Consider the following 25110-nt stretch of genomic DNA (forward strand, 5'->3'; position numbering starts at 1 on the left):
TATGGTTTACAACTTTCTAGGGTATGAGTTGTTTTATGGAACAAATTTGAATTTGCTAGCACTATTTAAAGAAAAACTAAATAAGTTGCATTCCCAATCACTTATTGTAAGAAGATTAAAAGATGATAAGTGGAATTCAAAAAAATGTATGATTAAGTAATTGAATGTCTGGATCTTTCAATGTTCAACAAGCAAAATAGGTATACTATTTTTTAAAATTATGTAACCGAAGTATTATTAAGTTTAGCGAATTCTTTTGCGTAAGTTTTGTTTTTAAAGCTAAATTCAATATTTAGACCTTTGTCATAAACTTCTAAGTAGGCATGAGACATAACGACTTCGTACACTACAATAGGTAAGATAAAAAGAGAACAAATACATATAAATGATAACTTATTGAGATTAAGATCCAGTAATTGATCTAAAGTTACGGTGGTTATAATACCTACAATGCCAGAGCCCCAATATATTATATTTCTATAATTCATTTGATTTTCCTGTTTCTCTTTACACGTATTGCTGCAAACTGGAACGACAACACCAACAAGAGAATCTTCCAGTATTTGAGTAATTATTGTTTTTCCTTCAAACTCTGAAGAACCACGCGACTTAACAATAGTAAATACATCAAATTGATTGTTTTTTTTACCACAAACAGGGCAGAACTTAGGAAAGTTAAGTCCTATATTCGATAAAACCGTTACATGATAAGCTAATATATTCTTCATTTTTAGATTAAAGTTTAACACAAAACTTTAAAACGAGTAACAACTAATTTCTAAAAGTACAAAAAGGACTAGTATTATAAGTTTTTTCATGATTCTTTAGAGACATCTCTCCAAGTGTTGATAATAATGCGAATTTATTTTTTTATTAAGAATAATATTCGTCGATTAATTACTATTTTGACGAGTTCGGTTTGACTTAAATTATTTAACTTCATTTTAAAATGTTGATTGTTAAACTTATAGGGTGTTTTGTGTTTAAAAAACCCTCCTTAATTCTCCCTCGAGGGAGGAATCTCACTTGGTAAAATTGTCCCCTTGAGGGCAATGTCATTTAGTTAAGGAAATTTATGTCTGTTCGAGCGCAGTCGAGAACTTTTTAGCATCAATAAATAAAGAGGTTTCGACTGCGCTCAACCTGACATTGAGAACTTAAAAACTCTTAACTAAATGACATTGCCCATGAGGGGACTTTAGGGGTGTTTTCAACGTAGCTAATTGAAATCAACAACTTGTTAAGTCGACTCACGTTATTTTAAGCTTTTTATGCATCTGTTAGATAAGGATTTAGAAATATGATGAATGAAAGATATATTACTTTCTACTTCTGTCAACATTATTTAAAATGCGTGGCTTTTTAAATAATGATAATCAATGAATTATGTGCATCTGTAATATAATTAATAAATTGGTTAACCAATTTTTTGGTTTTTATGATGGTTTTATCACAGTCCTTAGTATCTTGCAGAAAAAATAGGATTATAATGGGACAAGTCATTACTTTCGGAGAGGTTTTAATGCGAATTTCACCTTGGGGAAATAAAAAATTTATTCAGTCTAATGTTGTAGAATTCTTTTTTGGAGGTACCGAACTTAACGTTGGTATTTCCATTGCAAATTTTGGAGGCAAGGTTAAGCATATAAGTGCAGTTTCTGATGATTTTATTGGAGAAGCTGCTATTTCCTATATTAGTAAGTTTGGAGTAGACACCTCTTCCATTGTACGCTCTAAACGTCCATTGGGCGTTTATTTTTTAGAGGTTGGTGCAGTAATGCGTCCTAGTACCATTTCTTATAACAGGTCGCATTCGTCATTTTCAGAAATTAAACCAGTTATGGTTAATTGGGACAAGGCGTTGGTAGATGGTAATTGGTTACACTGGACGGGTATTACACCCGCCATATCGCAGGGGGCTTTCGATATTTTAAAAGAAGGTTTAACGCTTGCCAGACAACAAGGAATGACAGTTTCGGCAGATCCAACTTACAGACGAGGGCTTTGGAAATATGGTAAGGATCCTAAAGAGGCTTTAATAGAGCTATTACATCTTTCAACAGTTTTTATTGGAGGTATTAATGAAATTAATGAAGTACTGGGTACTGATTATTCGTATTCCAATGATGATTTTATTACCGCTTCAAAAGAATTAATGAAAGCTTTTCCATCTATAGAAAAGGTTTTTGATAAAATAAGAACCTCCTTGAACTCGTCATGGCATAAAATAAGAGCCAGAATGTGGAACGGAGAGGAGTTTAAAGAAACCGAAGATTTAGATATCACGCATATTGTAGATCGTATTGGTACAGGTGATGCGTTTGCAGCCGGACTAATTTATGGCTTACAACGTTTTGATGATTGTAAAGCGATGGAGTTTGCCAGTGCCGCATGTGCTTTAAAACATACTTACGAAGGTGATGTTAATTTAGCTACTGTTGATGAGGTAACAGCTATTTTAGAAGGGAATACCTCTGGGAGATTGAATAGGTAATTTTTCTGTAAAAAAGAAAATACTTCTATATGCTAAAAACGCACAAAGAAATTGATAACTATTCTAAGTGTCAGGAAATAGCCTATTAGAAAATAGCTTGCTTTTTTATTTATTAGATCATAATTATACCATCTAAGTCTTTGGTTTGGTTTTTCTGAATTTTTTTCGATATTCCTTATCCATTTTCTCAGTTGAGTATTGGATAATTAATCTACCACATTGGTCTTTCCAAGTTATAAGAAACGCTTCAATTCGATCGGGATGCGTCTTCCATAATTCGCGCAATAATGTACCAATTCCTTTTTGAACATATTCAGAATCATCAAGCATAAGCGGTTCAATGACTTCAATGGCATCATCTGGTTTTAAATCCTTTGTAATTTTGTTCAATTCGAATAAAGCTACAGGAACAGCTCTACGTTGCCACTCAGATTCAAAATCGTTCCATGATTTCAAATCATGAAAGCTTATAATTTTATCATGTAGTAAGCTTGACAAAATAAACCAACAAAGTACATCGGTAGTTGCCCAATTATTTATTCCATAATCAAACCATTTTCCAATTCGATTAAATGTATCTTTTGAAAAATCCTTTCTTTTTGTCTTTAAGAACATAATTGCAAGTTGTTTTTCATCGAATCTTCCATTTTTAATCAGTTCATCACCTAATGCAAGATAACTGTCAATAGACATTTCATCTTTCCATTCCTCAATCCAATTTTCAATCTGGTTTTCAGCTACATTTTTATCTATGCCATAACCATCATAACCCGCTTTGAAGTATCTTGAATACTTTTTAATGATTTCGGGGTCGGAATTGGATTCATAAAATGTCCTGATTTCATTTACTTTAGATTTTATCATGATATTTGTGCTTTTAAAATATTTCTAAAACGTGTAGCACTTAAATAGTGATCTTCCAGTAGTTCGCCATCGTGCAATAAACTAAAGACTCCAAAACCAGAAGGTGCTTGCTGGGCTTCTTGCGCAGTTTCTATTTTGGTTATATTAAGATCGATTTCAAAATCCATAGCTGTGTTTAGCATTGCCTCAACAGATTTTTCATGCCAGGGACATTGATCGGCATATAATAAGTGCCAACCTTTATACTTTTTTTGTTGGGCAGTCCAATCGAATAGTTTAGGGGGTGCTGCTTCTGGGTTCCATGTTTTCGAACACAATTCGAAGCGTCCGCGTTTATCAACTTCATCAAAATCAAGTCGTTTAAAAATGCGTTTATCGGCCATCCACGAACCTTTACTCGTCATGACGCACAAGCCATCCATATTTTTTTCTTTGGCATCTTTTTCTGCCTCGTTTATTAGCTTGGATCCTAGCCCGAGGTTTCTATCTTTTTTGGAGTAAATATACATGCAGTGGATAAACATAAAAGTAGGCGCATTAACAGGCCGCCAGGCATCAACAGCAGGAATGTATTCTATATACCCAAGCATTTTATCGGTTTCGTCTTTCAGGATTTTTAGTTGCAATCCTTCTTCATATCGTTTTTCAAACCATTTTTGCTTGGCTTTGAATTCTGGTTTTTTAATGTCTTTAATGCAGAAGAGTGTTTCATTAAGAACATTATCTGGTGTAACATTGGTGATTTTTGTATTCATTTTTTTGCTAAAAATTTCTTTCTTTTCCTGTTAAATCTTCAATTTCTATTTGAAACACAATAGGGAGCCCTTCCTTGTATATCTTGCTGGAAAACTCGCTTATATAATGAAGGTTTTTGTTTTCTATGTTTTTAACAATTTCTTTTACCCCTTCAGAAAATCTGTGAAGATTTATTTGAGCAGCATTGCCTTGAAACTCTCTATAAATGCCATGAACTAAAACAGATTTCCAATGGTTTACAGAGTTTATTTCTGCTACTTGTAAGGATACCGAATTGTTGTTGCGCATAGCCTTTATTTTCTGCCCGTTTCCAGAATACCCTATAATGTAATCCCTAATTTTATCGTAATAATAAGTAATTGGGATTGTATAGGGTCTGTTGTTAAAAATGTATGATAAGTACCCTATGTAGTTATGACTTAATAAAGCTCTGCATTCGTATTTTTCCAATCGTTTTATCATCGTTATATTGGGTTTAGAATATGTAATGAATGAGAGAACTGTTCGATAACTTGATCGATTACAATTAAGATATAAACAGCAATTTTACGTTTTAATGCCATAGATATAGTTTCTGAAAGTCAGACCAAATTATGCCATTAAAGTTGTTAAATCAATGATATCAATCAGTTTCTGTTTTTTCTAGCTTATATTTTTACCATCCCCCATTTGTATAATCCTGCGCCCACATCTTTTTAATCAAGCCATGAATTATATAGATTTACACGAATAAAACCTCCATCATAATAGATAGCTTTCTCTACCATTCATAATCACAAATCAGACTTTCAGTCTGTTTTTACAATCCAGACCCGATTTAATTCTTTTATATTTCTGCGCTTTAATTTATTAGTGAAACTCTATTTTGAAAAGTTGCGAAGCAAAGCATTCAAAATAGTAAGCAGAACTAATCCCGCTTCCTATGCTGAACTTGTTTCAGTATCTGGCGGGATCTTAGGTCTAATACCTCGAAGCTTGCTTCTGAATTTATAAAGAATATTTTCAATTGAATGCCTCGTACGCTTGCTTCGAGAGTTGTTTACGTATAAATAAACATATGTTACTTATTTGTAAACAATTTGTATTTAGGACCATTTGTGATAATTCGTAAGATTAGTGCCCATCTTTGTAAAATTATTATTTAACATGCTGCCATAGTTGTGGGTACGCCGCAACTATAATAAAGGAGGGATTATTTATTAGTGAAATTCTATTTTGAAAAGTTGCGAAGATCAATAAATACCTTATAATATTAAAGGCATTAAAAATGCTGTTTTATTATGTTTATAATATCACCTTTATTCGGTACACCAGATTGTCGCCATACCTGTTTGTTATCTTTAAAGAGTATCATGGTTGGCACACCACATACCTGATATTTTGCGGCTAACGGTTGATTTTTATCAACATCAATTTTTACGATTTTTACCGCATCGCCCAGTTCTTCTTTTACTTGTTTTAGTATAGGAGCGAGCATTTTACATGGTCCACACCAATCTGCATAAAAATCTACTAAAACAATGGTGTTCGAATTTATAATGGTATTAAAACTGCTTTTCATTAGTGTCTTTTTTAAACTCAATATCTAGTTTAGCTAACATAATCAATTCAGATTTATTTTTGCCGGAAAACGCAGAAGCGATTAACCCAGCAGTTTTCAATATAGCTATTTTAAGCGATTTGGAGAATAGAGGTTCATTGGTTCTTTTAAAAGCCATAAAATCATTATAACAACTTTCAACAGTGCGGTTTTCATTCTCCATGGTGTTAAAGGTTGAAGCGATATAATGTTCTGCATCTGCTTTTGGAACACGGTGTTTTAAGCTTAAAATAGCATGTACATGATGGACGTTCTCTTTTAAAGCATCAAATTCTGCAGCTTCAATATTTTTATCTGCAAAAGCAACAGCATAAAACAGTTTGCCAAGGTTTTGGTAAAAAAGCATTGCTATGGAGTTATCGGCATTCATATTAAGAGCACAATAGATAAGCAAAGCTAAGGACTTAATAGTTATTTATTAATGATATAAATCAGTATAAATCCAAATTCATTTTTCGTAAATTTGAAATAATACCTTACAATTTAATCTGTCGCTATGTTTCAGCATGATGTTTTTAATTTGTTATTTGAAGCTATCATTGAAGGCGTGATTGTGGTTGATGAAGATCAAAAAATTGTGGCCTCAAATGCTGCGGCAAAAAAAATGTTTGGTTATGAGGCAGATGAGATTATAAATAAACCGCTAAGCATTATTATTCCTAAGGAATACCACGCATACCATAAGGAACAAACCCAAAAGTTTATTACGAAGCGAGATACCCGCGAAATGGGTAAAGGAAGGGATTTATACGCCGTAAAAAAGAACAAAGAAGTATTTCCTGTTGAAATTGGGTTAAACACGTTCGAGGTATACGACAAGGCTTATATATTAGCTTTAGTTACCGATATTTCTATTCGCAAGCAATACGAAAAAAAAATACAAAGTTTAAACGCTGCGCTAGAGAAGAAGGTAGAAACCCGAACAAAGGAATTAAAAACGGTGGTAGCAGAACTTAAAACTGTGAATATTGAGCTTGATAACGAGAATAAAAAACGGATTCAAGCCGAGAAAGATGCCAAGATTGCTCTTAAAAAAGAACGCGAACTTAATGAGTTGAAAACAAAATTCTTGTCGTTAGTGTCGCACGAATTTAAAACGCCATTAAGTGGTATATTAACCTCTACCATGCTGTTGAGCAAGTATAGGCTTTCCGAAGAACAGGAAAAAAGAGATAAGCATATTAAAATTATTGGCGATAAGGTGCATTATCTCAATAATATCTTAAATGATTTTTTATCTATTGAGCGGTTAGAGAAAGGCAGGGTAAAATACAGCCCCAGAACGTTTAAAATAAGCAAGGTGGTAAATGAGGTAGTTTACTATGCCAATATGCTGTTAAAGGATGGGCAAACGATTAACTACCCAGAAAACATTGATGATTTTTCGTTGGTTCAGGATGAAAAAATCGTAGAATTGATCTTATCGAATTTAGTGTATAATGCCATAAAGTACTCTTCGGAAAATGCTATAATCGATATGGATATAAAACAGGACGATAAGGTAACGACATTTAAAATAAAGGACAACGGAATTGGTATTCCGGAAGCAGACCAAAAAAATATTTTTAACCGTTATTTTAGGGCAGAGAATGTGCTGTTAACACAAGGTACTGGTATCGGATTAAATATTGTAAAGCAGCATCTGGAAAATTTAGGAGGCTCTATTTCTTTTAAAAGTAAAGAAAATGTAGGAACAACATTTTATGTAAAACTACCCAACCGTTTAGAACTATGAAAAAAGTATTGTTAATAGAAGATGATACTGTTTTAAAGGAAAATACCCTGGAGTTATTAGAGCTTTCCAACTACGAGGTTATTACGGCGCCAAATGGAGAAGTAGGGGTAGATTTAGCTGTTAACGATATACCAGATGTTATTGTTTGCGATATTATGATGCCGGAAATGGATGGTTATCGTGTGTTCGAAATACTGTCTGAAAATGAGAAAACAAAGTACATTCCGTTTATCTTTTTGTCTGCAAAAGCAGAACATACAGATATAAGAAAAGGTATGAATATGGGGGCAGACGATTATATTACAAAACCTTTTAGTGAAGAAGATCTTATATGTACTATAGAAAGCCGTTTGGCTAAAGCTTCAATCTTAAAGGATTGGAGAGATAAACCAGTTCTCCAAACGACTGAAGAAAACCAAATTAAAACACTTAACGACCTAAAGAATTTTTTTGACGATAACGGAAAACAGTACAACTACAATAGCGAAGATATTGTTTACAATGAAGGTGATCACTCCAATTTTATTTACCTTATAACAAAGGGGCTCATAAAAACCTATAAATTAAATGAGCAAGGTAAAGAACTTACAACAGCTTTGTATAAAGAAGATGATTTGTTTGGGTATACCTCGTTTGCTCAAAATATACCTTACCGGGAAACGGCAAAAGCTATTAAAGATTCACAGTTGGCAGCAATATCGAAGAGCGAATTCAGGGATTTACTAGATCACAATCATGAGGTTGCGATAGCACTCATACAGTTACTTACCGATAATTTAGCTGGAGTAAAAAATCAATTACTACAAATGGCTTACAGTTCTGTGAACAAAAAAACCGCAAAAACATTGGTTGAGTTTGCAAAAAAAATGAACAGAAAGCCAGAAGATCCTATAAAAATTTCCCGAAGTGATTTGGCAAGTGTTGCGGGCATTGCTACGGAGACATTAATTAGAACCATGACAAATTTTAAAAAGCAGGGTTTGATCGATATTGAAGGCAGACATATTAAAATACTAGATTTAGAAAAGCTACAACAGGTGTTTTAATACCTGATATCCTGATGAATATCATTTCATAAGATAAAGCTTCCCTTTAGTTTTGTTTATATTTTAAAAGGGAGGTCTCAATGAAAAATATACTATTACCAACAGACTTTTCGGAGAATTCATGGAATGCGATAAGGTATGCCCTTAATTTTTTTGAAAACACCACCTGCGATTTTTATTTATTACATGTTACCAGATCAAATAATTTAGAAACCGGGGAGATGCCCTATGGGTTAACTCCAGAGCTTACAGATACTCATTATTTAAAACCGGCAAAAAAACAATTAAGGCAATTGTTAAAGCAGATAGCAAAACAATTTAGCCCTCGTAAAAATCATAGGTTTTATACACTAACAGATTACAATTTTTTTATAGATTCTATACGAAAGCATATCGAAAATAAAAAAATCGATATGATCGTAATGGGTACCAAAGGCGCATCAGGTTTAAAGGAATACATTGTAGGGAGTAATACGGGTGATGTTATTAAAAAGGTACCATGCACTACATTAGTGGTACCCGAAAACACGTTGTATGCTGCAATTAAAGAAGTGGCTTTCCCAACAGATTTTTCGCTATCGTACAACATAAATACGCTGCAACCCATTTCGGAAATTGTTGAAGAAACTGGGGCTTTTTTACGTATCGTGCATATAAACAGAAATGGTGATGACTTAAATGACGATCAGCAGGAATACAAAGGGATTATAGAAGATTTTTTTAATGATTATTCACACAGTTTTCATTTTTTAAACAATAAGAAAGTAGAAGATGCCATACAGTGTTTCGTAGAAAGCAGGGATATAAACATGATTGTCATGGTGGCAAAAAACCTAAACTATTTTCAGCAAATATTGTTTCATACCAGAGTAGAAAAAATAAGTTATCATACAGACATACCTTTTTTAGTACTTCACGAATAAATATAAATATATTATGGACAGTTCACTTTTTTTAGCAAAATTTTGGGGTTGGTATCTCATCATTTTTTTTCTCATATTAAGCTTTAATCCTAAGCGGATAAAACAAATATTTAACGATTTAAAAGATGAGAAATTTTTAATAATTACAGCCTTTGTAGCCATTATTGTAGGGCTGTTAAATATTTTGTTTCATAACATTTGGGAACCTAACTATAAACTTATTATAACCCTAATAGGTTGGTTGTCGTTATTAGAAGGATTGTTGTTGTTTGTGTATCCTAAAAAAACGGTAATGTGGTTAGCCTTTATTAATATTAAACTGGTACAACTTATTTATATGCTTTTGTTTTTTGCAGGCATTTATTTACTTAGTATGGGCTACAATATTTTACCATAGTAAACCATCAAAAGAATACATTTTAAATACCATGTTTTTTAAGAATGTGATAAAAGTCATATTTAAGTATGGGCTTGCGCATTACATTTGCCTCATGATATAAAGTTCATAATAGATATTTAAGATTTGGTCTATATAAACGCAGTAATATAGACAATCAAAGGGATTAGTGTTATTGTTCAAGAATATACTTTTAATTGTTCTTTAGCAGTAAAAGGTTTTAAAAATCAACTAAATAATAACACTAAACTTTTTTGTGAAGCAGGGAGTTTCTGCTCCCTGCTTCTGCAAGGAAGGTCGATTTTCCAGACCATTTTCATTTTCTCAAATTTTTTCCAACAATACAATAAGCTTATCTGATTAATATCATTGTATCTTTTTTGTAGGGGTGTTATTTTTAAGAGGTTCGTTATAAATAATAGAGTTATGAGAAAAATATTGATTCCAACAGATTTTTCGGCTAATGCTACAAATGCTATTAATTATGCTTTAGAACTTTTTAAGTATGAGGTGTGTATCTTTTATTTCATGCATGCGTTTCAAGACGATATTTATACAGACGAAGCTTTATTGACTAGAGAAGCATTAAGTGAAACGACCAAGATTGTTGGCGATCAATCTCAAAAAGAATTAGAAACTACCTTAAAAGACGTTAAGGAAAGGTGTCCTAACCCCAGATTTAGCTATCGTATTATCGCTTCAAATAATGTTTTGGTAGACGAAGCCGATAAGATCGTAGACGAAGAAAATATAGACATTATAGTTATGGGTACACGTGGCAAGACCAACGATAGGAAACTAAGCTTTGGAAGCCATACGTTGCAAGTATTAAAATACGTAGCATGTCCCGTTTTGGCTATTCCAGAAGGCTATAAATATACCCAACCTAAGCATGTGCTATTTCCAACAAACTATTTAATTCCGTTTAAGAGAAGAGAGCTTAAGTTATTATGCGAAATGCTATTTCCTTTTAGGGCTAAAATAGACATGCTTTACGTTTCAATAAATGATGGGTTATCATTAAGACAAGAAGATAACAAAGCTTTTGTAGCAGAATCGCTTCGTAAAAATAACGTCAACTTTTATACCGTAAAAAAGAAACAAATAACAAGAACCATTAACGCATATATAAACGAAAAAGCTATAGACATGCTGGTTATGGTTAATACGAGACATTCCCATCTGGAAAATATACTATTTCAATCCAGATTCGATAAAATAGGGTTGAATATTAATATTCCATTTCTGGCATTACAGAATATAAAGAGAGACACTTAGTAAAACAATTTTAAACTTATAATTATGAAAAGGATATTATTACCCACAGATTTTTCAGATAATTCCTGGAATGCGATTAAGTACGCTTTGGAATTGTTTAAAAACGACACCTGTACGTTTTATATGCTTAATACGTACACACCTGTTGTTTACCATGTAGAATATGTTTTAGTGAATCCGTCCCAGTTTGGTTTAGCAGATTCTATTAAGAAAGTTTCAAAACGAGAACTGGAAGCTTTTTATGAGAAAATTAAGAAGACGTTTAATAATCCCAACCATAGCTTTGAGTGCCTATCTAAATTCAACTCGTTAATACCAGAAATAAAAGAACAGGTTAAGGAAAAATCAATAGACCTTATTGTTATGGGAACAAAAGGAGCTACAGGGGCTGTAGAAGTACTCTTTGGTTCCAATACGGTACATGTATTAAACCAGGTGAAATGTCCGGTTTTGGCAATTCCAGATCATTTTAGTTACGAAAAACCACACGAAGTATTATTTCCAACAGATTACGAAGTTGCGTTCGAAAACAAACATTTGGGATTACCTCTCGAAATTGCTAAAAAACATACATCTAGAATTAATGTGTTACACGTATCGTACGGTTACGATTTATCTGAAACACAAGAAAAGAATAAGCAGCTTATAGAACATGAGCTAAATGAAACAACAAGTCTCTTTCACGATGTTAGCAATCAAAATGTAGAAGATGCAATTAATAAGTTTCAAACGAAAAATAAAGTTAACATGCTCATTATGATTAATAATAAGCACTCCTTTTTCGAAAATTTATTCTTTAAAAAATTAATTAATCATATAGGATTTCATTTAAAGATTCCATTTTTAGTGATTCCTTCTTAAACAACAAAAAGCAATGGAAACAAAAAATATGAATATTTTATTGCCCACCGATTTTTCAGATAATTCATGGAGTGCAATTGTTTACGCATTAAAACTTTATGCAAACGAGCCTTGTACATTTTACATTTTAAATTCTGCACATTTAAAAGTATCAGCAATGTCCGATATGTCCAATAAAATTGTGAAGGTCATGAAGGATAACGCTATAAAAGAACTGTTGGAATTAAAGAATTTAGCAGAAAATGCCAATGCCAACGCCAACCATGAGTTTGAAACCATACTAAGTCTGGAAGATTTAAAAACGGGCATACAAAAAGCAGTAGAGAAGTATGCTATAGATCTAGTTGTTATGGGAACCAAAGGGGCAACAGGAGCTAAAGAGGTTTTCTTTGGTAGTAATACCGTGAGAATTATAAAAAAAATGAGGAAATGCCCCGTTTTAATAATTCCAGAAGATTACGATTTTGTTAAACCAGAACAGATTGCTTTTCCAACCGATTTTAACCGATTTTATGGCCAAGTTGAATTACAACCGTTAAAAGATCTGGCGGCGCTCTATAATTCTGAGATTCGTATCGTGCACATTAATGCAGAAACTAAATTAAATGAAGTACAGGAGTATAACATTTCGTCCTTGCAGAGCTATTTGGAAGATTTTGAACATAGTTTTCATTGGATGCCAGATTACTCAAAAAAGGCAGTAGAAATCAATGATTTTATAGAAGAACTAAAAATAGATGTTCTTGCTATGGTTAATTACAAGCACAGTTTTATAGAAAGTATCGTTAACGAACCAGTTATTAAAACAATAGGCTTTAGTCCTAAAGTACCTTTTTTGGTAATTCCAGATTAAAATGACTTTTATCATATGATTTCGAAAGCGTAAAAATTAACTTTAGTAGTAATTTTTAAAAACACCTAATAAATGAAAAAATCCGGAGTTTGGTTAGATAAAGAAAAAGCACATATCGTTACTATTAATGGTGAAGAAGAGACGTTTGTTACTATAAAATCTGATGTGGATACCCATCATGTTACAGGAGGCTCAGGTACTAGATTTAAAGGCGGGCCTCAGGATGTTGTACACGATAGTAAGTATATGGAGCGGGAAAAGTTTCAGCTAAGAACTTACTTTAAAAACATTATACCCCATATAAAGGAATCTGGAAAAATAGCCATTTTTGGACCTGCAGAAACGTTTCAGAAATTTAAAAAAGAACTACAGCTAAATTATACAGGTATAGACAAGAAGGTGATAGAAGTAGAGCGAGCAGATAGTATGACGGATAATCAAGTAAAAGCATTGGTAAGAGATTTTTTTAAATAACACTAAAAACCGGTTTTATTGATAGCATGCAAAAAAACAGTATCGATATCATTAAATCATCAGGAGAAAAAGTAAAATTCTCATTAGAAAAACTTCGTAATTCTTTAACGAATACAGGGGCAGAAGATACCGTTGTTCAACAAATAATCGATACTGTAATAAGCGAATTATACTCAGGCATTTCAACCAAAGAAATATATAACCGGGCTTTTGCCTTACTTAAAAAAAAGAAGAGTTATTTTGCTTCAAGATATAAACTTAAAAAAGCGATATACGAATTAGGGCCTACGGGTTTTCCGTTCGAACGTTTTATTGGAGCTGTTTTAAAATACTCAGGCTACGAAATTCAAATAGATAAAACCTTGCAGGGCAAATGCGTAAACCACGAAATAGACGTTATAGCCACCAAGAATAACAAAACCCATATAATAGAATGTAAGTTTCATGGAGAGCAAGGGCTAAACTGCAACGTAAAGGTACCCTTGTACATTGGTTCGCGTTATAACGATGTAAAAGCGAATTGGCATTCCAGCACCAAAAAAGAAACCACATTATCATCATGTTGGGTTGTAACCAACACAAGATTTACTAAAGACGCTTTGGCGTATGGCAATTGTATTGGACTATACTTGTTAAGTTGGGATTATCCGAAAGGAAACAGTTTAAAAGAAAGAATAGATAGGTTAGGGCTGTACCCAATAACCGTATCTACGCTACTTACCAATAGAGAAAAACAATTTTTATTAAGCAGGGATATAGTGCTCTGTCGCGAGTTAATTGGAGACGTTTTTTATCTAGACCATCTAGGCATTTCCAATACCAGAAAGGAAAAAATACTTAACGAAATAAAACACCTTTGTAAACATTAAAAAACAATAACATGGTCCATTGTGCTAAAGTTCATTTTATGGGCGCAGCTGGTACAGTAACCGGTTCGAAATTTCTTATTGAAGCCTTTGGGAAAAACATACTTATAGATTGTGGTATGTTTCAAGGTCTTAAAGAATTGCGCAAGCTTAACTGGGATAAACTCCCGGTGAATGTTAAAGACATTGACATCGTATTACTAACCCACGGTCATTTAGATCATGTTGGCTATTTGCCAAGGCTAGTAAAACAAGGTTTTCGAGGCGAGATAATAGGTACAGCACCTACGCTGGCTATTGCTGAGATTATACTTAAGGACAGTGCAAAAATCCATGAAGAAGAAGCAAAAAAAGCAAATGAGGAGCAATACACCAAACACGATCCTGCATTGCCATTTTATACCATTAAAGATGTTGAAAAAACGATAACACGGTTTCGGGTAGAAATTCTCGATAGATGGAGAACCTTTTCCGGGCAAATATCCTATCGTTTTCAATATAATGGTCATATTATAGGAGCGACCTTTATTGAGCTTGATATAAACGGAAAACGTTTTGTGTTTTCCGGTGATATAGGCAGGAGTAACGATGCGTTGTTAGACGATCCTAAGAAACCAAAATGGGTCGATTATTTATTTCTGGAAAGCACCTATGGCGATAAGCACCACCCAGATGAGAATCTAGAAGCATTGCTTTCAGTATTAATAAAGGATACCATTAACAAAAACGGAAACTTAATTATACCAAGTTTTGCAGTAGAACGCTTGCAAACACTTATGTATATACTTTGGAAACTCTACAAAAAGAACAAAATACCCAATATCCCTGTTTTTGTAGATAGCCCAATGGGAAATAATGTATTAGAGGTTTTTAAACGATTTCCCAAATGGCACAAGCTATCTGTTTCCGATTACAATGCGATGTGCAATCATGTAAATATTATTCAATCCTATAAAGAAACCTGGGAAACTATTGACGATGCAAGATCTAAAATAATTATAGCAGGCAGTGGTATGGTTACGGGAGGACGTGTATTAACATATTTACAGCAACTTATAGACGAAGAAACCACAACGGTTTTATTAGTAGGCTATCAAGCAGAAGGAACAAGAGGACGTCAATTATTGGATGGCGCAAAGGATATTAAATTTTTCGGAAAATACTATCCCGTTAAAGCCAATATAAAAAATATAGAAAGCTTGTCGGCACATGCAGATCAACCAGGCCTTATAAATTGGTTGTCGGGTGTAAAGAATATTCCAGAAAGCGTATTTCTAATCCACGGCGAATCATCAGCCTTAAAAAGTTTAAGCATTAAAATTAAAGATACATACGGTTGGCAGGTAAGCAGCCCTAAATTACATGACACTGAAACACTAATTATATAAATAAAAAGAATTATGAATACTACAACCGAATTCAGAAGTTTTTATCGGGATATGAATGCAGAAGAATTACTTAACGATACTAAGAAATGGAAAAAACGCATAAACTTTTTACAACAAGAGTTTGCCTTTTTAAGCAGTTTGTTAGAGGCTAATATATTTAACCCAGAAATCAATGACTTATTCGAAACGCTGCTATTATATAAAGAAGAAATAGGAAATATTACCAACGAAAGCAATAAGATTTTAGATAGCTTAATATCCCATGAGAGCCACATTGAAATATATCTTGAAAGCGACGATATAAATTTCGATCATGTTTTTATTGAAATACACTCGAAAAAAGAATACGACGTTACCGTTTTTTTAGAAGAAACAAACAAATTCAAAATACAACTGTACGACTATATTAAAAGAGTTGTAATAAGATAATTAAGCACAAAAAATCTTTGTCAAACTGATGGATATCATTTGGTAAAATGTTTCATATCATTAAGTTAGAGACTATACAAGTTTAACTTTTAAATATTAGATCCATGACACTTATTAGATTTAACAATCGGAACAGATTATTCCCTTGGAATAATGGTCTAAAAAATTTTTTAGGCCATGATGATTTTTTTAACGATGATTTCTTTGGAGAAGATAGTCTAATGCCAGCGATGAATGTGAAGGAGGACGATAATAGCTTCGAAATTGAATTTGCTGCTCCCGGATTTAACAAAACGGACTTTGAGGTTACAATCGAAGACGACATGTTACATGTATGTGGAGAAAAAAGAAAGGAAGAAGAAGAGAAGGATGAAGGTTATACTCGTAAAGAGTTTAGTTACAATTCATTTAAAAGATCTTTAAAATTACCAATCTCAGTAAATCAAAACGAAGAAGTAAGAGCCATTTACGAAAATGGTATTCTAACATTGAAATTGTTGAAAAACGAAGAAGCAAAACAATTACCAAAAAAAATAATTGAAATTGCTTAAACCTAAAGAGCAGAAAAAAACTTTAAAGTTTTTTCTGCTCTTACGATGAGTTAAAACTTAATCGCAATGAAAGCAAAACCAAAAGTAATTAAATACGTAGAGTGGCTTAATGCAGATGTCATGCATGAAGCATCGCGCAGGTGGTTATCGGAATTACGTTTTATAAAGGACGAGCAACAGTTTTTCGAGAATCTCATAAAATCGTATACCCTTCAATTAATAGAATCGCCACATTTTGCAAACAGCAAAAAATTAATAAAAATATTAAGCACTTTAAAAAAGAAAAATAAGGTACTAATCGAAACAGTGAAAACTCACGAAAATGAACTTTTAATATTGGTAGATGGTATAGATCAATTAAAAGAAGAAGAAGCATATAAAAACAAACACAGAGTCCTTATAATAGAAATGAATAAATATTTTAAAGATTATAAGGATTTAAAGAAGTATTTATTTGAAACTATAGAACGTATCATGAAGAATGAAAAACAAAAGCGATTACTTCAATAATCAATAATCAATAATCAATAATCAATAGTCAATAATCAATAGTCAATAATCAATAGTCAATAATTTAAGCCATAAACCTATGAAACCATTAACGGCGTTGTTTTTATTTTTAGTAATAATAGGATGTTCTTCAATAGAACTTATAGAGTACTGGAAAAATCCAGATATAGATACTTTCAAATCCAGTAAAGTTTTAATTGTTGGCATGACACCAAATGTAGAAGCAAGGCATCAATTTGAAAAGCAATTAAAAGAAGCCTACCAGACAAGAGGTATAGAGGCCGCAATGAGTTTAGATGTTTTCGAACCAGATTTCACTATAGATGAAAAAACAGAAGAAGATATAAAACGTATAGAAAACATTTTAATTGCTAATAATTTCGACGCTGTATTATTTACTAAGGTAATAGGAGTAGAAGATAAAATCGTATACAAAGATGATTACGATAGTTACGATAAAACACATCTAAGGTTTAAAGAAGACTATCTAAAATATCAAGACATATATTATAATCCGGATTATTATGAAGAATATACGGTTTATCATACAGAAACATCATTATATTGCTTATGTCCAACAAAAGACAGAGAATTAATCTGGAAAGGATACATAAACATTACAGACCCGCAATCTATTTCAGAAACAGTAAACGATTACGTTCGATTAGTAGTTGTTGTTTTAGAAGAGCAACAACTTATGTCCCCAAAAACTATAAAAGAGGAAGAGTTACATAAGGAAGCTATCAATTAATTTATGCCTAAAATGATAAACTGTATTTATTATACAGACAAGGTAATGATCTAGTAATCAGTAGAAGTATGGGGTGTGGAGGTCGTAGCTTAAAAACTACATATAAATATTACCTTAATTTATTGAAATCATAACGGCAATTTTAAATATATATTTGTAAATTGTCCAATAAGTACAAATCTAAAAGAACCGTCATTAATCCTATTTATTATACCTATATATATAATAGCATTTTTATTAATAAGAAAAGTTACAAATATATCTGTAAGTAATAATTTTCATTTTATCAGATTATAGGAAACTGTAACTCACTCAAAACTATACTTTTTTATAAAATATAGGATAAAATGCAAAAAAATCGGTCAAAATGTTGTTTTTTAAGATAAATTGTATAGTTTTGTCATTCATAATCAAGAAAATTTGTAATATGAAAATGAAAATTATTTTTTTAAGTCTTAGTTTGTTTTTAATAACAGGAGCAACTTTTGCTCAGAAAAAAGATGTACCAAAAAGTATCATCAGTGAAAAAGTAGGTATTAAAAAATACCATGATAAAGAAGAGTTAGATCGTATGCAAAAAGGTCAATTGTTAGAACTTTATATCGAGCGAATCAAACTTCTTGTTAAAACTTTACCATACATTGCGTTTGCTACCAAGCCAGGAGTAACCATGTCTACTTTAGGGATTCCTAATACAAAAGATAATAGAGAAACCTTAGATGACGAGTTTGAAGCTTCGGATGCTTTTCTGGAAACAACCCTTAATTTCCAAAGGACCATGTTACCATACTCAGATAAGAGTAATTTAGTAGCAGCCATTATATTTTATGAAGATACAATGAAAGCATTACACGAGTATAGTGAGTTTCGCTAATTAAAATATTGATATTTTTAGGGGCCAAACAAACAACTATCTCATATCATATTACTGAAGTTTATACATTTATTATAGATTAGATTACTATATATATTAGTAGAATATATATATGTAGTATTAACTAGTTCTCTCATTTTCAATACTTTTATTTTATTAAGATTAAGGTCTTAAAAATTTTTTTCAAGGACATTGTTCTTGTAATTGTATTTTTAAGGCCACATATTACAAATTTCCTGTTTATAATATTTAATTATAAGTAAACATTAAGCGTTTTGAAGCTTACATTTTTCCAAGATTTTATTTTTTCAGAATTTCAAGATTTTATCTCTTAAAATCTGAGTCGTTTTTATTATAATTTTAGTTATCCAAAATTTTAATTACAAAAACGTGTAGTACGTCGAACAAATTTGTAAGTAATTATTTCAAAATAATGCATTTCATCGAATTTATTCGCTTTTTGTAGATATTAATTGTAGATTTGAGCATTGAACTAAACAAGTGTTAATATATATTGTTATGAAAAAAATTACTTACATAATTTTGATGTCACTTTTCCTGATCGGGAGTGCATCAGCGCAGCAAGAGAAGGGAATAATTGGTACAGAAAATTGGTTAGATAATTGGACAGACTTCAGACCGAAAGTCGCTGATTATGGAGAACCTAACGAAATACTTACAGGTACCATTACTGAAGATATGAGACTTAACAAGAGAGATACTTACCTATTATTAGGTAATGTTTTTGTTACAGATAGTGTGACTTTAACCATCGAGCCAGGAACAGTAATCATTGGTGATTTTGAATCTAAAGGATCTTTAACTATAAGTAAAGGTGCAACTCTAATTGCAGAAGGATTAGAAACAGACCCTATTATATTTACTTCTAACAGAAGTGTTAAAAAAGCCGGTGATTGGGGTGGACTAATTATATTAGGAGACGCTCCAACAAATAAATTCGGGAATGGATCTGTAGCCTCTCAATATCCAAACTTAGAACAATCCTCTTATAGATATACAAATTATGGTGGAGATAACCCTAATGGTAATTCTGGTGTGTTAAAGTATGTAAGAATAGAGTATGCAGGAAAGAAAATGAGAAGAGGTGGTGGAGATGGATTTAATGGTTTGTTGTTAGCTGGAGTAGGAAACAAAACAGTATTGGAAAATATTATGATAAGCTATTGTGCAGGAGACTCCTTTAAAGTTATGGGAGGTGAAGTTAATTTATTGAAGGCTGTTTCATACAGATCAAGTAAAAACGATTTTAACTTTAACTTAGGAACACAGGCTACATTAAATAACTCATTAGCTATTAGAACACCATATGTGTCAAGTAGTAACGGAGCAAGATGTTTGCAAGTAGTATCTTACGAGAAGAAAGAACAAGTAGATTTTACTAAAAAAGGTACATCCTTACTAGCAAAAAACTTAACATTATTAAATAGTAGTAATGATTTAAGCGAACATATCAAGATGGGCTTAATTAAAGAAGCAGTTTTCGTAGGAGAACACGCATCTTTAGATATGAACAAAAGTGTTATTTCCGGATTTAACCCTGCAGTTATACTAGATCACAGAATAACGATTAATCAAGAGAATTTGGAGAAAATTAAATTCGTTGATATGTATTTCAATAACTGTAAAGGAAATATATTTAAAGAAAACAACTCTAACAATGAGGATTTAGAAAACTGGTATGGTAACAGGTCCTTTTTTAATGTATATGCAAAAAGTCAAAACTCGGAAACATTTATCGATTTAAATAATCCGAAAAACCCAGACTTTAGATTGCGTATCAATAAAATAATAGCAGCTAACAGTAAAAATTAAAAAGCTTAGAAAAATCACAAAGTCAAAGTCAATCCTTTTTAATTATCAAACCAACCAACAATTATTATAAAGTGATTTTGAATTCTAATGATGTTATAGTTAGAGCGGTAATTGTTTTTAAAAGTTTTTTTAACTAAAAAGAATAATAATCGTATGCGGAATTTTACTATTACTACTTATATAGTTGTTGTTTTCCTGTTAGTTACAGGAAAACTATGTGGGCAAATGGTCATACAACATCCATTGTTGGGTGAAGGTTTTTCAAGATGGGAAAAAGCCTGCGCCAGTGATGCTTTTAATTCATATGAAGTAATATTTCATTTTACACAAGCAGAATTAACAGCTTCTACTCAATTTGTGTTGGAACTTTCTGATAATACAGGAGATTTTTCAAGTCCTGAGATTCTTCATACTTCTGCAGTGGGCGCTATCACAGCATCGCCAGGTAAAGTCAGTGTGGCTATGCCAATAACGGTATCGGGCGAGGGATATAAAATTAGAGTTAGAAGCATTGGACCAGATGCGACTAGCTCGCCATCTGATGCGTTTCCTGCTTATTATAAGATTCATAATGAGACTTTTACTATAAATAAATCACAACCAACAGGTGTCTTTTGCGCAGGTGGAAGTTATTTATTAACAATAGATAATCCAGGTGAACCTGGGAACAATTCCCCTTTACAATTCTCTTCGCTTACATTTAATTGGTATAAAGAAACGGGTCCAGATACAAAGGACTTTATTGCAACAGCTCCAAGTTTGGAAGTAACCACACCAGGAACCTATTTTGTAGAGACAAATTATGGGTCCTGTAGTTTGGGAGTTATAACTTCAGATTCAAATAGGGTAACCATTACAGAAGCAGTATCTGTAGGTTCAAGTAGCATAACATCTAGTTTAGGTAATCCGTATTGCGCTAGTTTAGGATCTACAACACTTACCACGGTTTCAGCCAATACCTACCAATGGTATATAGATGGCGTTGAAATATCAGGAGCAACAGAGCAGACATACGTAACCGATCAATCAGGCAAGTATTCTGTAAACATTACTTTAAATGGTTGTTCAACAAGTGCTTCTATCGACCTGGATGCCAATCTGTTTACGAGTAGTATCGATGTAGAAGTCTCCCCAGCAGTTAATCTTATACCCGCAAGTGGTGCCTTAGAGGTAAATATTACAGATACCGCTTCCAGTCCAACATACGAATGGTATTTAAATGGCAACCTAATTACAGGAGCCAATGGTTCTAGTTTCGATATAACAGAAATAGGAAGTTATAAAGCTGTAGTTTCTCAAACCGTAGGATGCGAATCTTCCAAAGAATTTCTCTTTGAGGTTACAGAAACTTTCCCTAATGTAGAAAAAATACCAAACCTTATAAGTCCGAATGGAGATGGAACAAACGATACATGGGTGATACCAAAAACCTATGTAAGTGGTACAAATACAGAGGTTATTTTAGTAAGCTCACAAGGAGAAATTGTCTTGCAAACCAAGGATTATCAGAATAATTGGCCGCAGGACGATCTAAGTTTTAAAGCAGTAAACCCAGTTTACTATTATATAATAATAACAGAAGACAATAAAACACGTAAAGGTTCAATAACAGTGGTAAAATAACATGAGGAAATATCTGCTACATATAGTTTTATTTTTTTGTTTTACGCAAATATTCCACGCTCAAGAAGAAGGCGGGGTTGTTTCGTTTGTGCTACCTGTTAGAAATTCTTTAAAGTTTAATAGATATGCCATAAACCCAACCTTTAGTTTTGTAAGAGAACAGAACAAATATATTAGCATTAATAACAAAAGACAATGGGCGCAGTTTGATGATGCGCCGCAAACATTACTATTTGGGTATTCCGGACGATTTAGGGAAAATATTGGAGTTGGAGTTGGAGTATTTCAACAAAATTATGGCGTATTAACCACCTTTGGTGGTATTTTAAATTTTGCCTATAACGTTGTTTTAGACAGATATAGCAATTTAACTTTTGGAGCCAACGTGGGATTCTATAGAAGTGGTTTAAATGAAGGTAAAGTAGTTACTAATACTCAGGAGAGTACATTAGATAACATACCTTCAAATTCTTTAGTAACGATAAACCCGGGAATAAATTACGGAACTGGTTTTGTAGATTTTGGAATATCTCTTAATAATGTTTTTCTATATAATATAAACGGATCTGAACTGGTTCAGGAAAACCCAGAGCAAGGTATTCAAGCACATGCCATGTATACTGGATATGTAAACAGTCGCGATTTTTTTGATGAAAGTAAATTTACAGGATTAATTAGATCGGAATTTAAAAAAGAAAAAACCGTTATTTCTGGAATAGCCATGCTAACTGTTCCTAAAGGTATTTGGGCGCAATTAGGCTATAATACTTTATATGGAATATCTGGGGGTGTTGGTTTAAATATAAGTTCTCAATTTTCTATAGAGTACAATTATGAAAAGGCCATGGGAAATTTATCAGATTTTGGTAACTCCCATGATATTACTTTAGCTTATAAATTTAAAAATAGATATAGATACAGGTATAGTGGTGACGATGAAGAAACCTCATTGATCATGCCAGAGAAACGAACAAAAAGAAGGCCTACGACTAGGCGAAAAACACCAGTTTCTAATAAACCTGTAGTAAGAAAAACACCTGCTCAAGTAAAAGCAGAAGCTGAAGCAAGGGCTAAAGCTGCTAAAGAAGCAAAAGCAAAAGCCGCTGCAGAAAGAATAAGAAGAGCAGAGGAAAGGGTAAGAGCCCAAGAAGCTGCTGCCAAAGCCAAGGCAGAAGAAGAAGCAAGAGCTAAGGCTGCTGCAGAAGCTGCCGCCAAAGCCAAGGCAGAAGAAGAAGCAAGAGCAAAGGCTGCTGCAGAAGCTGCCGCCAAAGCCAAAGCAGAAGAAGATGCCAGAGCTAAGGCCGCTGAAGAAGCTGCCGCTAAAACTAAAGCGGAAGAAGAAGCAAGAGCTAAGGCCGCTGCAGAAGCTGCCGCTAAAGCTAAAGCGGAAGAAGAGGCAAGAGCCAAAGCCGCTGCAGAAGCCGCCGCCGCTAAAGCCAAGGCAGAAGAAGAAGCAAGAGCCAAAGCTGCCGCTAAAGCCAAAGCAGAAGAAGATGCCAGAGCTAAGGCCGCTGCAGAAGCTGCCGCTAAAGCTAAAGCAGAAGAAGATGCCAGAGCTAAGGCCGCTGCAGAAGCTGCCGCTAAAGCTAAAGCGGAAGAAGAGGCAAGAGCCAAAGCCGCTGCAGAAGCCGCCGCCGCTAAAGCCAAGGCAGAAGAAGAGGCAAGAGCCAAAGCTGCTGCAGAAGCTGCCGCTAAAGCCAAAGCAGAAGAAGAAGCAAGAGCCAAAGCTGCTGCAGAAGCTGCCGCTAAAGCCAAGGCAGAAGAAGAGGCAAGAGCCAAAGCCGCTGCAGAAGCTGCCGCCGCCGCTAAAGCCAAGGCAGAAGAAGAAGCAAGAGCCAAAGCTGCTGCAGAAGCTGCCGCTAAAGCTAAAGCAGAAGAAGAGGCAAGAGCCAAGGCCGCTGCAGAAGCTGCCGCTAAAGCCAAAGCAGAAGAAGAAGCAAGAGCCAAGGCCGCTGCAGAAGCTGCCGCTAAAGCTAAAGCAGAAGAAGAGGCAAGAGCCAAGGCCGCTGCAGAAGCTGCCGCTGCCGCTAAAGCCAAGGCAGAAGAAGAAGCAAGAGCCAAAGCCGCTGCAGAAGCTGCCGCTAAAGCCAAGGCAGAAGAAGAGGCAAGAGCCAAAGCCGCTGCAGAAGCTGCCGCTAAAGCTAAAGCAGAAGAAGAGGCAAGAGCTAAAGCTGCTGCAGAAGCACAAGTTGTAACACCAGTTGACGACGTTACCAAATCAATGAATGATTTATTAACAAGATTAACTGAAACAGTAGCAAGCAGAGACAAAGACCTTAAGGATTTAAAAGAAGAAAATGATTTAGGTGAAAAAGGAATTTTTAAGGCACCAAGACCATTTAAGAGTATAAGTGCAGAAAATGCTGCTTTAGAATCCTTAAAATCTGAACTTGATGGTGTAATTAAAACACGAGATGAAAAAATTGCAGCATTAGAAAAACAATATAACAATTCGATTGATCCAATTAAATTGAAAACAATTGAAAGATTAAAAACGGAGCAATTAAATGCTTTAAAATCTAGAAAAGATTTAATGGCGTCATTGGAAAAAATTAAGATAGCTACAGAAATAGAGAGAAAACGAAGAATTAAACGTGCAGCTTACGACAATGCCGATGCTAGATATTCTAAAGATATGGCTGCATTAAACAGAATTAAGGAAACAACTCCTGTAAGTAGCGTGCCACTTAAAGAAGAAGATTTTGATTTTGGAGAAGAACAGAGTAGCAACATACAAATTGTGAAGGATATTAAGAATACAGAAAGTGGTTATTATTTAGTAATAGCCGTACACAGCAATGTTGATAAGAGAAATGAATTTGTAGAGAAAACGGTAGCTGCCGGACAGTCGAATGTTAACTTCTTCTACGATGAAAGTACTAGTAAATACTTTATTTATTATGAGAAGTTTAGTAGTGTAGAACAAGCTAGAAGAGCTTTAGAAGCTAAAGGAAATAAACCGTATAATGGAAAAATGTCTATGGTTAAGATAGAAAATTAAAAA

General features: G+C 33.5%; 25 protein-coding genes. 19 read left to right on the forward strand and 6 right to left on the reverse strand.

Translation table 11 applies throughout. The features are described from left to right. Positions 1-218 precede the first annotated feature (218 nt). Positions 219-728 carry a hypothetical protein gene (locus C1H87_RS22415; RefSeq protein ID WP_102757964.1) on the reverse strand — a complete coding sequence of 170 codons (510 nt, stop codon included), beginning with the start codon at positions 726-728 and terminating at the stop codon, positions 219-221. A 761-nt stretch (positions 729-1489) separates the two neighbouring features. On the opposite strand from C1H87_RS22415, the gene C1H87_RS22420 reads away from it, so the two are divergent. Then, positions 1490-2494 (forward strand): sugar kinase, encoded by a 1005-nt coding sequence (locus C1H87_RS22420; protein WP_102757965.1) that lies wholly within the window; start codon positions 1490-1492, stop codon positions 2492-2494. 132 nt (positions 2495-2626) lie between these two features. Here the strand turns inward: C1H87_RS22420 and C1H87_RS22425 are convergent, their stop codons facing one another. The 5 genes from C1H87_RS22425 to C1H87_RS22445 form a co-directional block, all read right to left on the reverse strand. After that, entirely contained in the window at positions 2627-3358 is a 732-nt protein-coding gene (locus C1H87_RS22425; protein ID WP_102757966.1) for a DNA alkylation repair protein, read from the reverse strand. Continuing rightward, positions 3355-4113, reverse strand: coding sequence for a GNAT family N-acetyltransferase (locus C1H87_RS22430; protein WP_102757967.1), 759 nt, complete (start codon positions 4111-4113; stop codon positions 3355-3357). The genes C1H87_RS22425 and C1H87_RS22430 overlap by 4 nt, the downstream gene beginning before the upstream one ends. 7 nt (positions 4114-4120) lie before the next feature. Then, positions 4121-4576 carry a pyridoxamine 5'-phosphate oxidase family protein gene (locus C1H87_RS22435; protein ID WP_102757968.1) on the reverse strand — a complete coding sequence of 152 codons (456 nt, stop codon included), beginning with the start codon at positions 4574-4576 and terminating at the stop codon, positions 4121-4123. A gap of 799 nt (positions 4577-5375) precedes the next feature. Further along, positions 5376-5675, reverse strand: coding sequence for a thioredoxin (trxA, locus tag C1H87_RS22440; protein ID WP_102757969.1), 300 nt, complete (start codon positions 5673-5675; stop codon positions 5376-5378). Continuing rightward, positions 5659-6084, reverse strand: coding sequence for a hypothetical protein (locus tag C1H87_RS22445; RefSeq protein WP_102757970.1), 426 nt, complete (start codon positions 6082-6084; stop codon positions 5659-5661). Before C1H87_RS22445 ends, trxA begins: the two co-directional genes overlap by 17 nt. Positions 6085-6210: 126 nt before the next feature. Between C1H87_RS22445 and C1H87_RS22450 the strand changes: the two genes are divergently transcribed. The 18 genes from C1H87_RS22450 (at position 6211) to C1H87_RS22535 (ending at position 25107) form a co-directional block, all read left to right on the forward strand. Next, positions 6211-7449 carry a PAS domain-containing sensor histidine kinase gene (locus C1H87_RS22450; protein ID WP_102757971.1) on the forward strand — a complete coding sequence of 413 codons (1239 nt, stop codon included), beginning with the start codon at positions 6211-6213 and terminating at the stop codon, positions 7447-7449. Next, the gene (locus C1H87_RS22455; RefSeq protein ID WP_102757972.1) at positions 7446-8495 is read left to right on the forward strand and encodes a response regulator; all 1050 of its coding nucleotides are present in this window, start codon (positions 7446-7448) and stop codon (positions 8493-8495) included. Before C1H87_RS22450 ends, C1H87_RS22455 begins: the two co-directional genes overlap by 4 nt. Positions 8496-8575: 80 nt before the next feature. Next, positions 8576-9418 carry a universal stress protein gene (locus C1H87_RS22460; protein WP_102757973.1) on the forward strand — a complete coding sequence of 281 codons (843 nt, stop codon included), beginning with the start codon at positions 8576-8578 and terminating at the stop codon, positions 9416-9418. A 13-nt stretch (positions 9419-9431) separates the two neighbouring features. Then, positions 9432-9815, forward strand: coding sequence for a hypothetical protein (locus tag C1H87_RS22465; RefSeq protein ID WP_102757974.1), 384 nt, complete (start codon positions 9432-9434; stop codon positions 9813-9815). A gap of 426 nt (positions 9816-10241) precedes the next feature. After that, entirely contained in the window at positions 10242-11093 is an 852-nt protein-coding gene (locus C1H87_RS22470) for a universal stress protein (protein WP_102757975.1), read from the forward strand. A gap of 24 nt (positions 11094-11117) precedes the next feature. Continuing rightward, positions 11118-11954: a universal stress protein gene (locus tag C1H87_RS22475; RefSeq protein WP_102757976.1), complete on the forward strand. Its 837-nt coding sequence runs from the start codon at positions 11118-11120 to the stop codon at positions 11952-11954. A 13-nt stretch (positions 11955-11967) separates the two neighbouring features. Then, positions 11968-12807 carry a universal stress protein gene (locus C1H87_RS22480; protein ID WP_102757977.1) on the forward strand — a complete coding sequence of 280 codons (840 nt, stop codon included), beginning with the start codon at positions 11968-11970 and terminating at the stop codon, positions 12805-12807. 72 nt (positions 12808-12879) lie between these two features. Continuing rightward, positions 12880-13281 (forward strand): hypothetical protein, encoded by a 402-nt coding sequence (locus tag C1H87_RS22485; RefSeq protein ID WP_102757978.1) that lies wholly within the window; start codon positions 12880-12882, stop codon positions 13279-13281. Positions 13282-13307: 26 nt separating this feature from the next. Next, positions 13308-14150 carry an ATP cone domain-containing protein gene (locus C1H87_RS22490; protein WP_102757979.1) on the forward strand — a complete coding sequence of 281 codons (843 nt, stop codon included), beginning with the start codon at positions 13308-13310 and terminating at the stop codon, positions 14148-14150. Between the two features lie 11 nt (positions 14151-14161). Next, positions 14162-15535, forward strand: coding sequence for an MBL fold metallo-hydrolase RNA specificity domain-containing protein (locus C1H87_RS22495; protein WP_102757980.1), 1374 nt, complete (start codon positions 14162-14164; stop codon positions 15533-15535). A 12-nt stretch (positions 15536-15547) separates the two neighbouring features. Next, entirely contained in the window at positions 15548-15964 is a 417-nt protein-coding gene (locus C1H87_RS22500) for a hypothetical protein (RefSeq protein WP_158655333.1), read from the forward strand. Between the two features lie 104 nt (positions 15965-16068). Then, positions 16069-16515, forward strand: coding sequence for an Hsp20/alpha crystallin family protein (locus tag C1H87_RS22505; RefSeq protein WP_102757982.1), 447 nt, complete (start codon positions 16069-16071; stop codon positions 16513-16515). 66 nt (positions 16516-16581) lie between these two features. Then, positions 16582-17025: a hypothetical protein gene (locus tag C1H87_RS22510; protein WP_102757983.1), complete on the forward strand. Its 444-nt coding sequence runs from the start codon at positions 16582-16584 to the stop codon at positions 17023-17025. Between the two features lie 79 nt (positions 17026-17104). After that, a complete protein-coding gene (locus C1H87_RS22515; RefSeq protein ID WP_102757984.1) occupies positions 17105-17776 on the forward strand; it encodes a hypothetical protein in 672 nt (223 codons plus the stop codon). Positions 17777-18203: 427 nt separating this feature from the next. Further along, on the forward strand, positions 18204-18650 hold the full coding sequence (locus tag C1H87_RS22520) for a hypothetical protein (RefSeq protein ID WP_102757985.1): 447 nt from the start codon (positions 18204-18206) through the stop codon (positions 18648-18650). A gap of 519 nt (positions 18651-19169) precedes the next feature. Next, complete coding sequence (locus tag C1H87_RS22525; protein WP_102757986.1) at positions 19170-20483, forward strand: hypothetical protein; 1314 nt, start codon at positions 19170-19172, stop codon at positions 20481-20483. A gap of 153 nt (positions 20484-20636) precedes the next feature. After that, positions 20637-22106 carry a T9SS type B sorting domain-containing protein gene (locus C1H87_RS22530; protein WP_102758369.1) on the forward strand — a complete coding sequence of 490 codons (1470 nt, stop codon included), beginning with the start codon at positions 20637-20639 and terminating at the stop codon, positions 22104-22106. A gap of 1 nt (position 22107) precedes the next feature. Beyond that, on the forward strand, positions 22108-25107 hold the full coding sequence (locus tag C1H87_RS22535) for a PorP/SprF family type IX secretion system membrane protein (protein WP_102757987.1): 3000 nt from the start codon (positions 22108-22110) through the stop codon (positions 25105-25107). Positions 25108-25110 lie beyond the last annotated feature (3 nt).

This window comes from Flavivirga eckloniae (genome assembly GCF_002886045.1).
In the GTDB taxonomy this organism is placed as follows: domain Bacteria; phylum Bacteroidota; class Bacteroidia; order Flavobacteriales; family Flavobacteriaceae; genus Flavivirga; species Flavivirga eckloniae.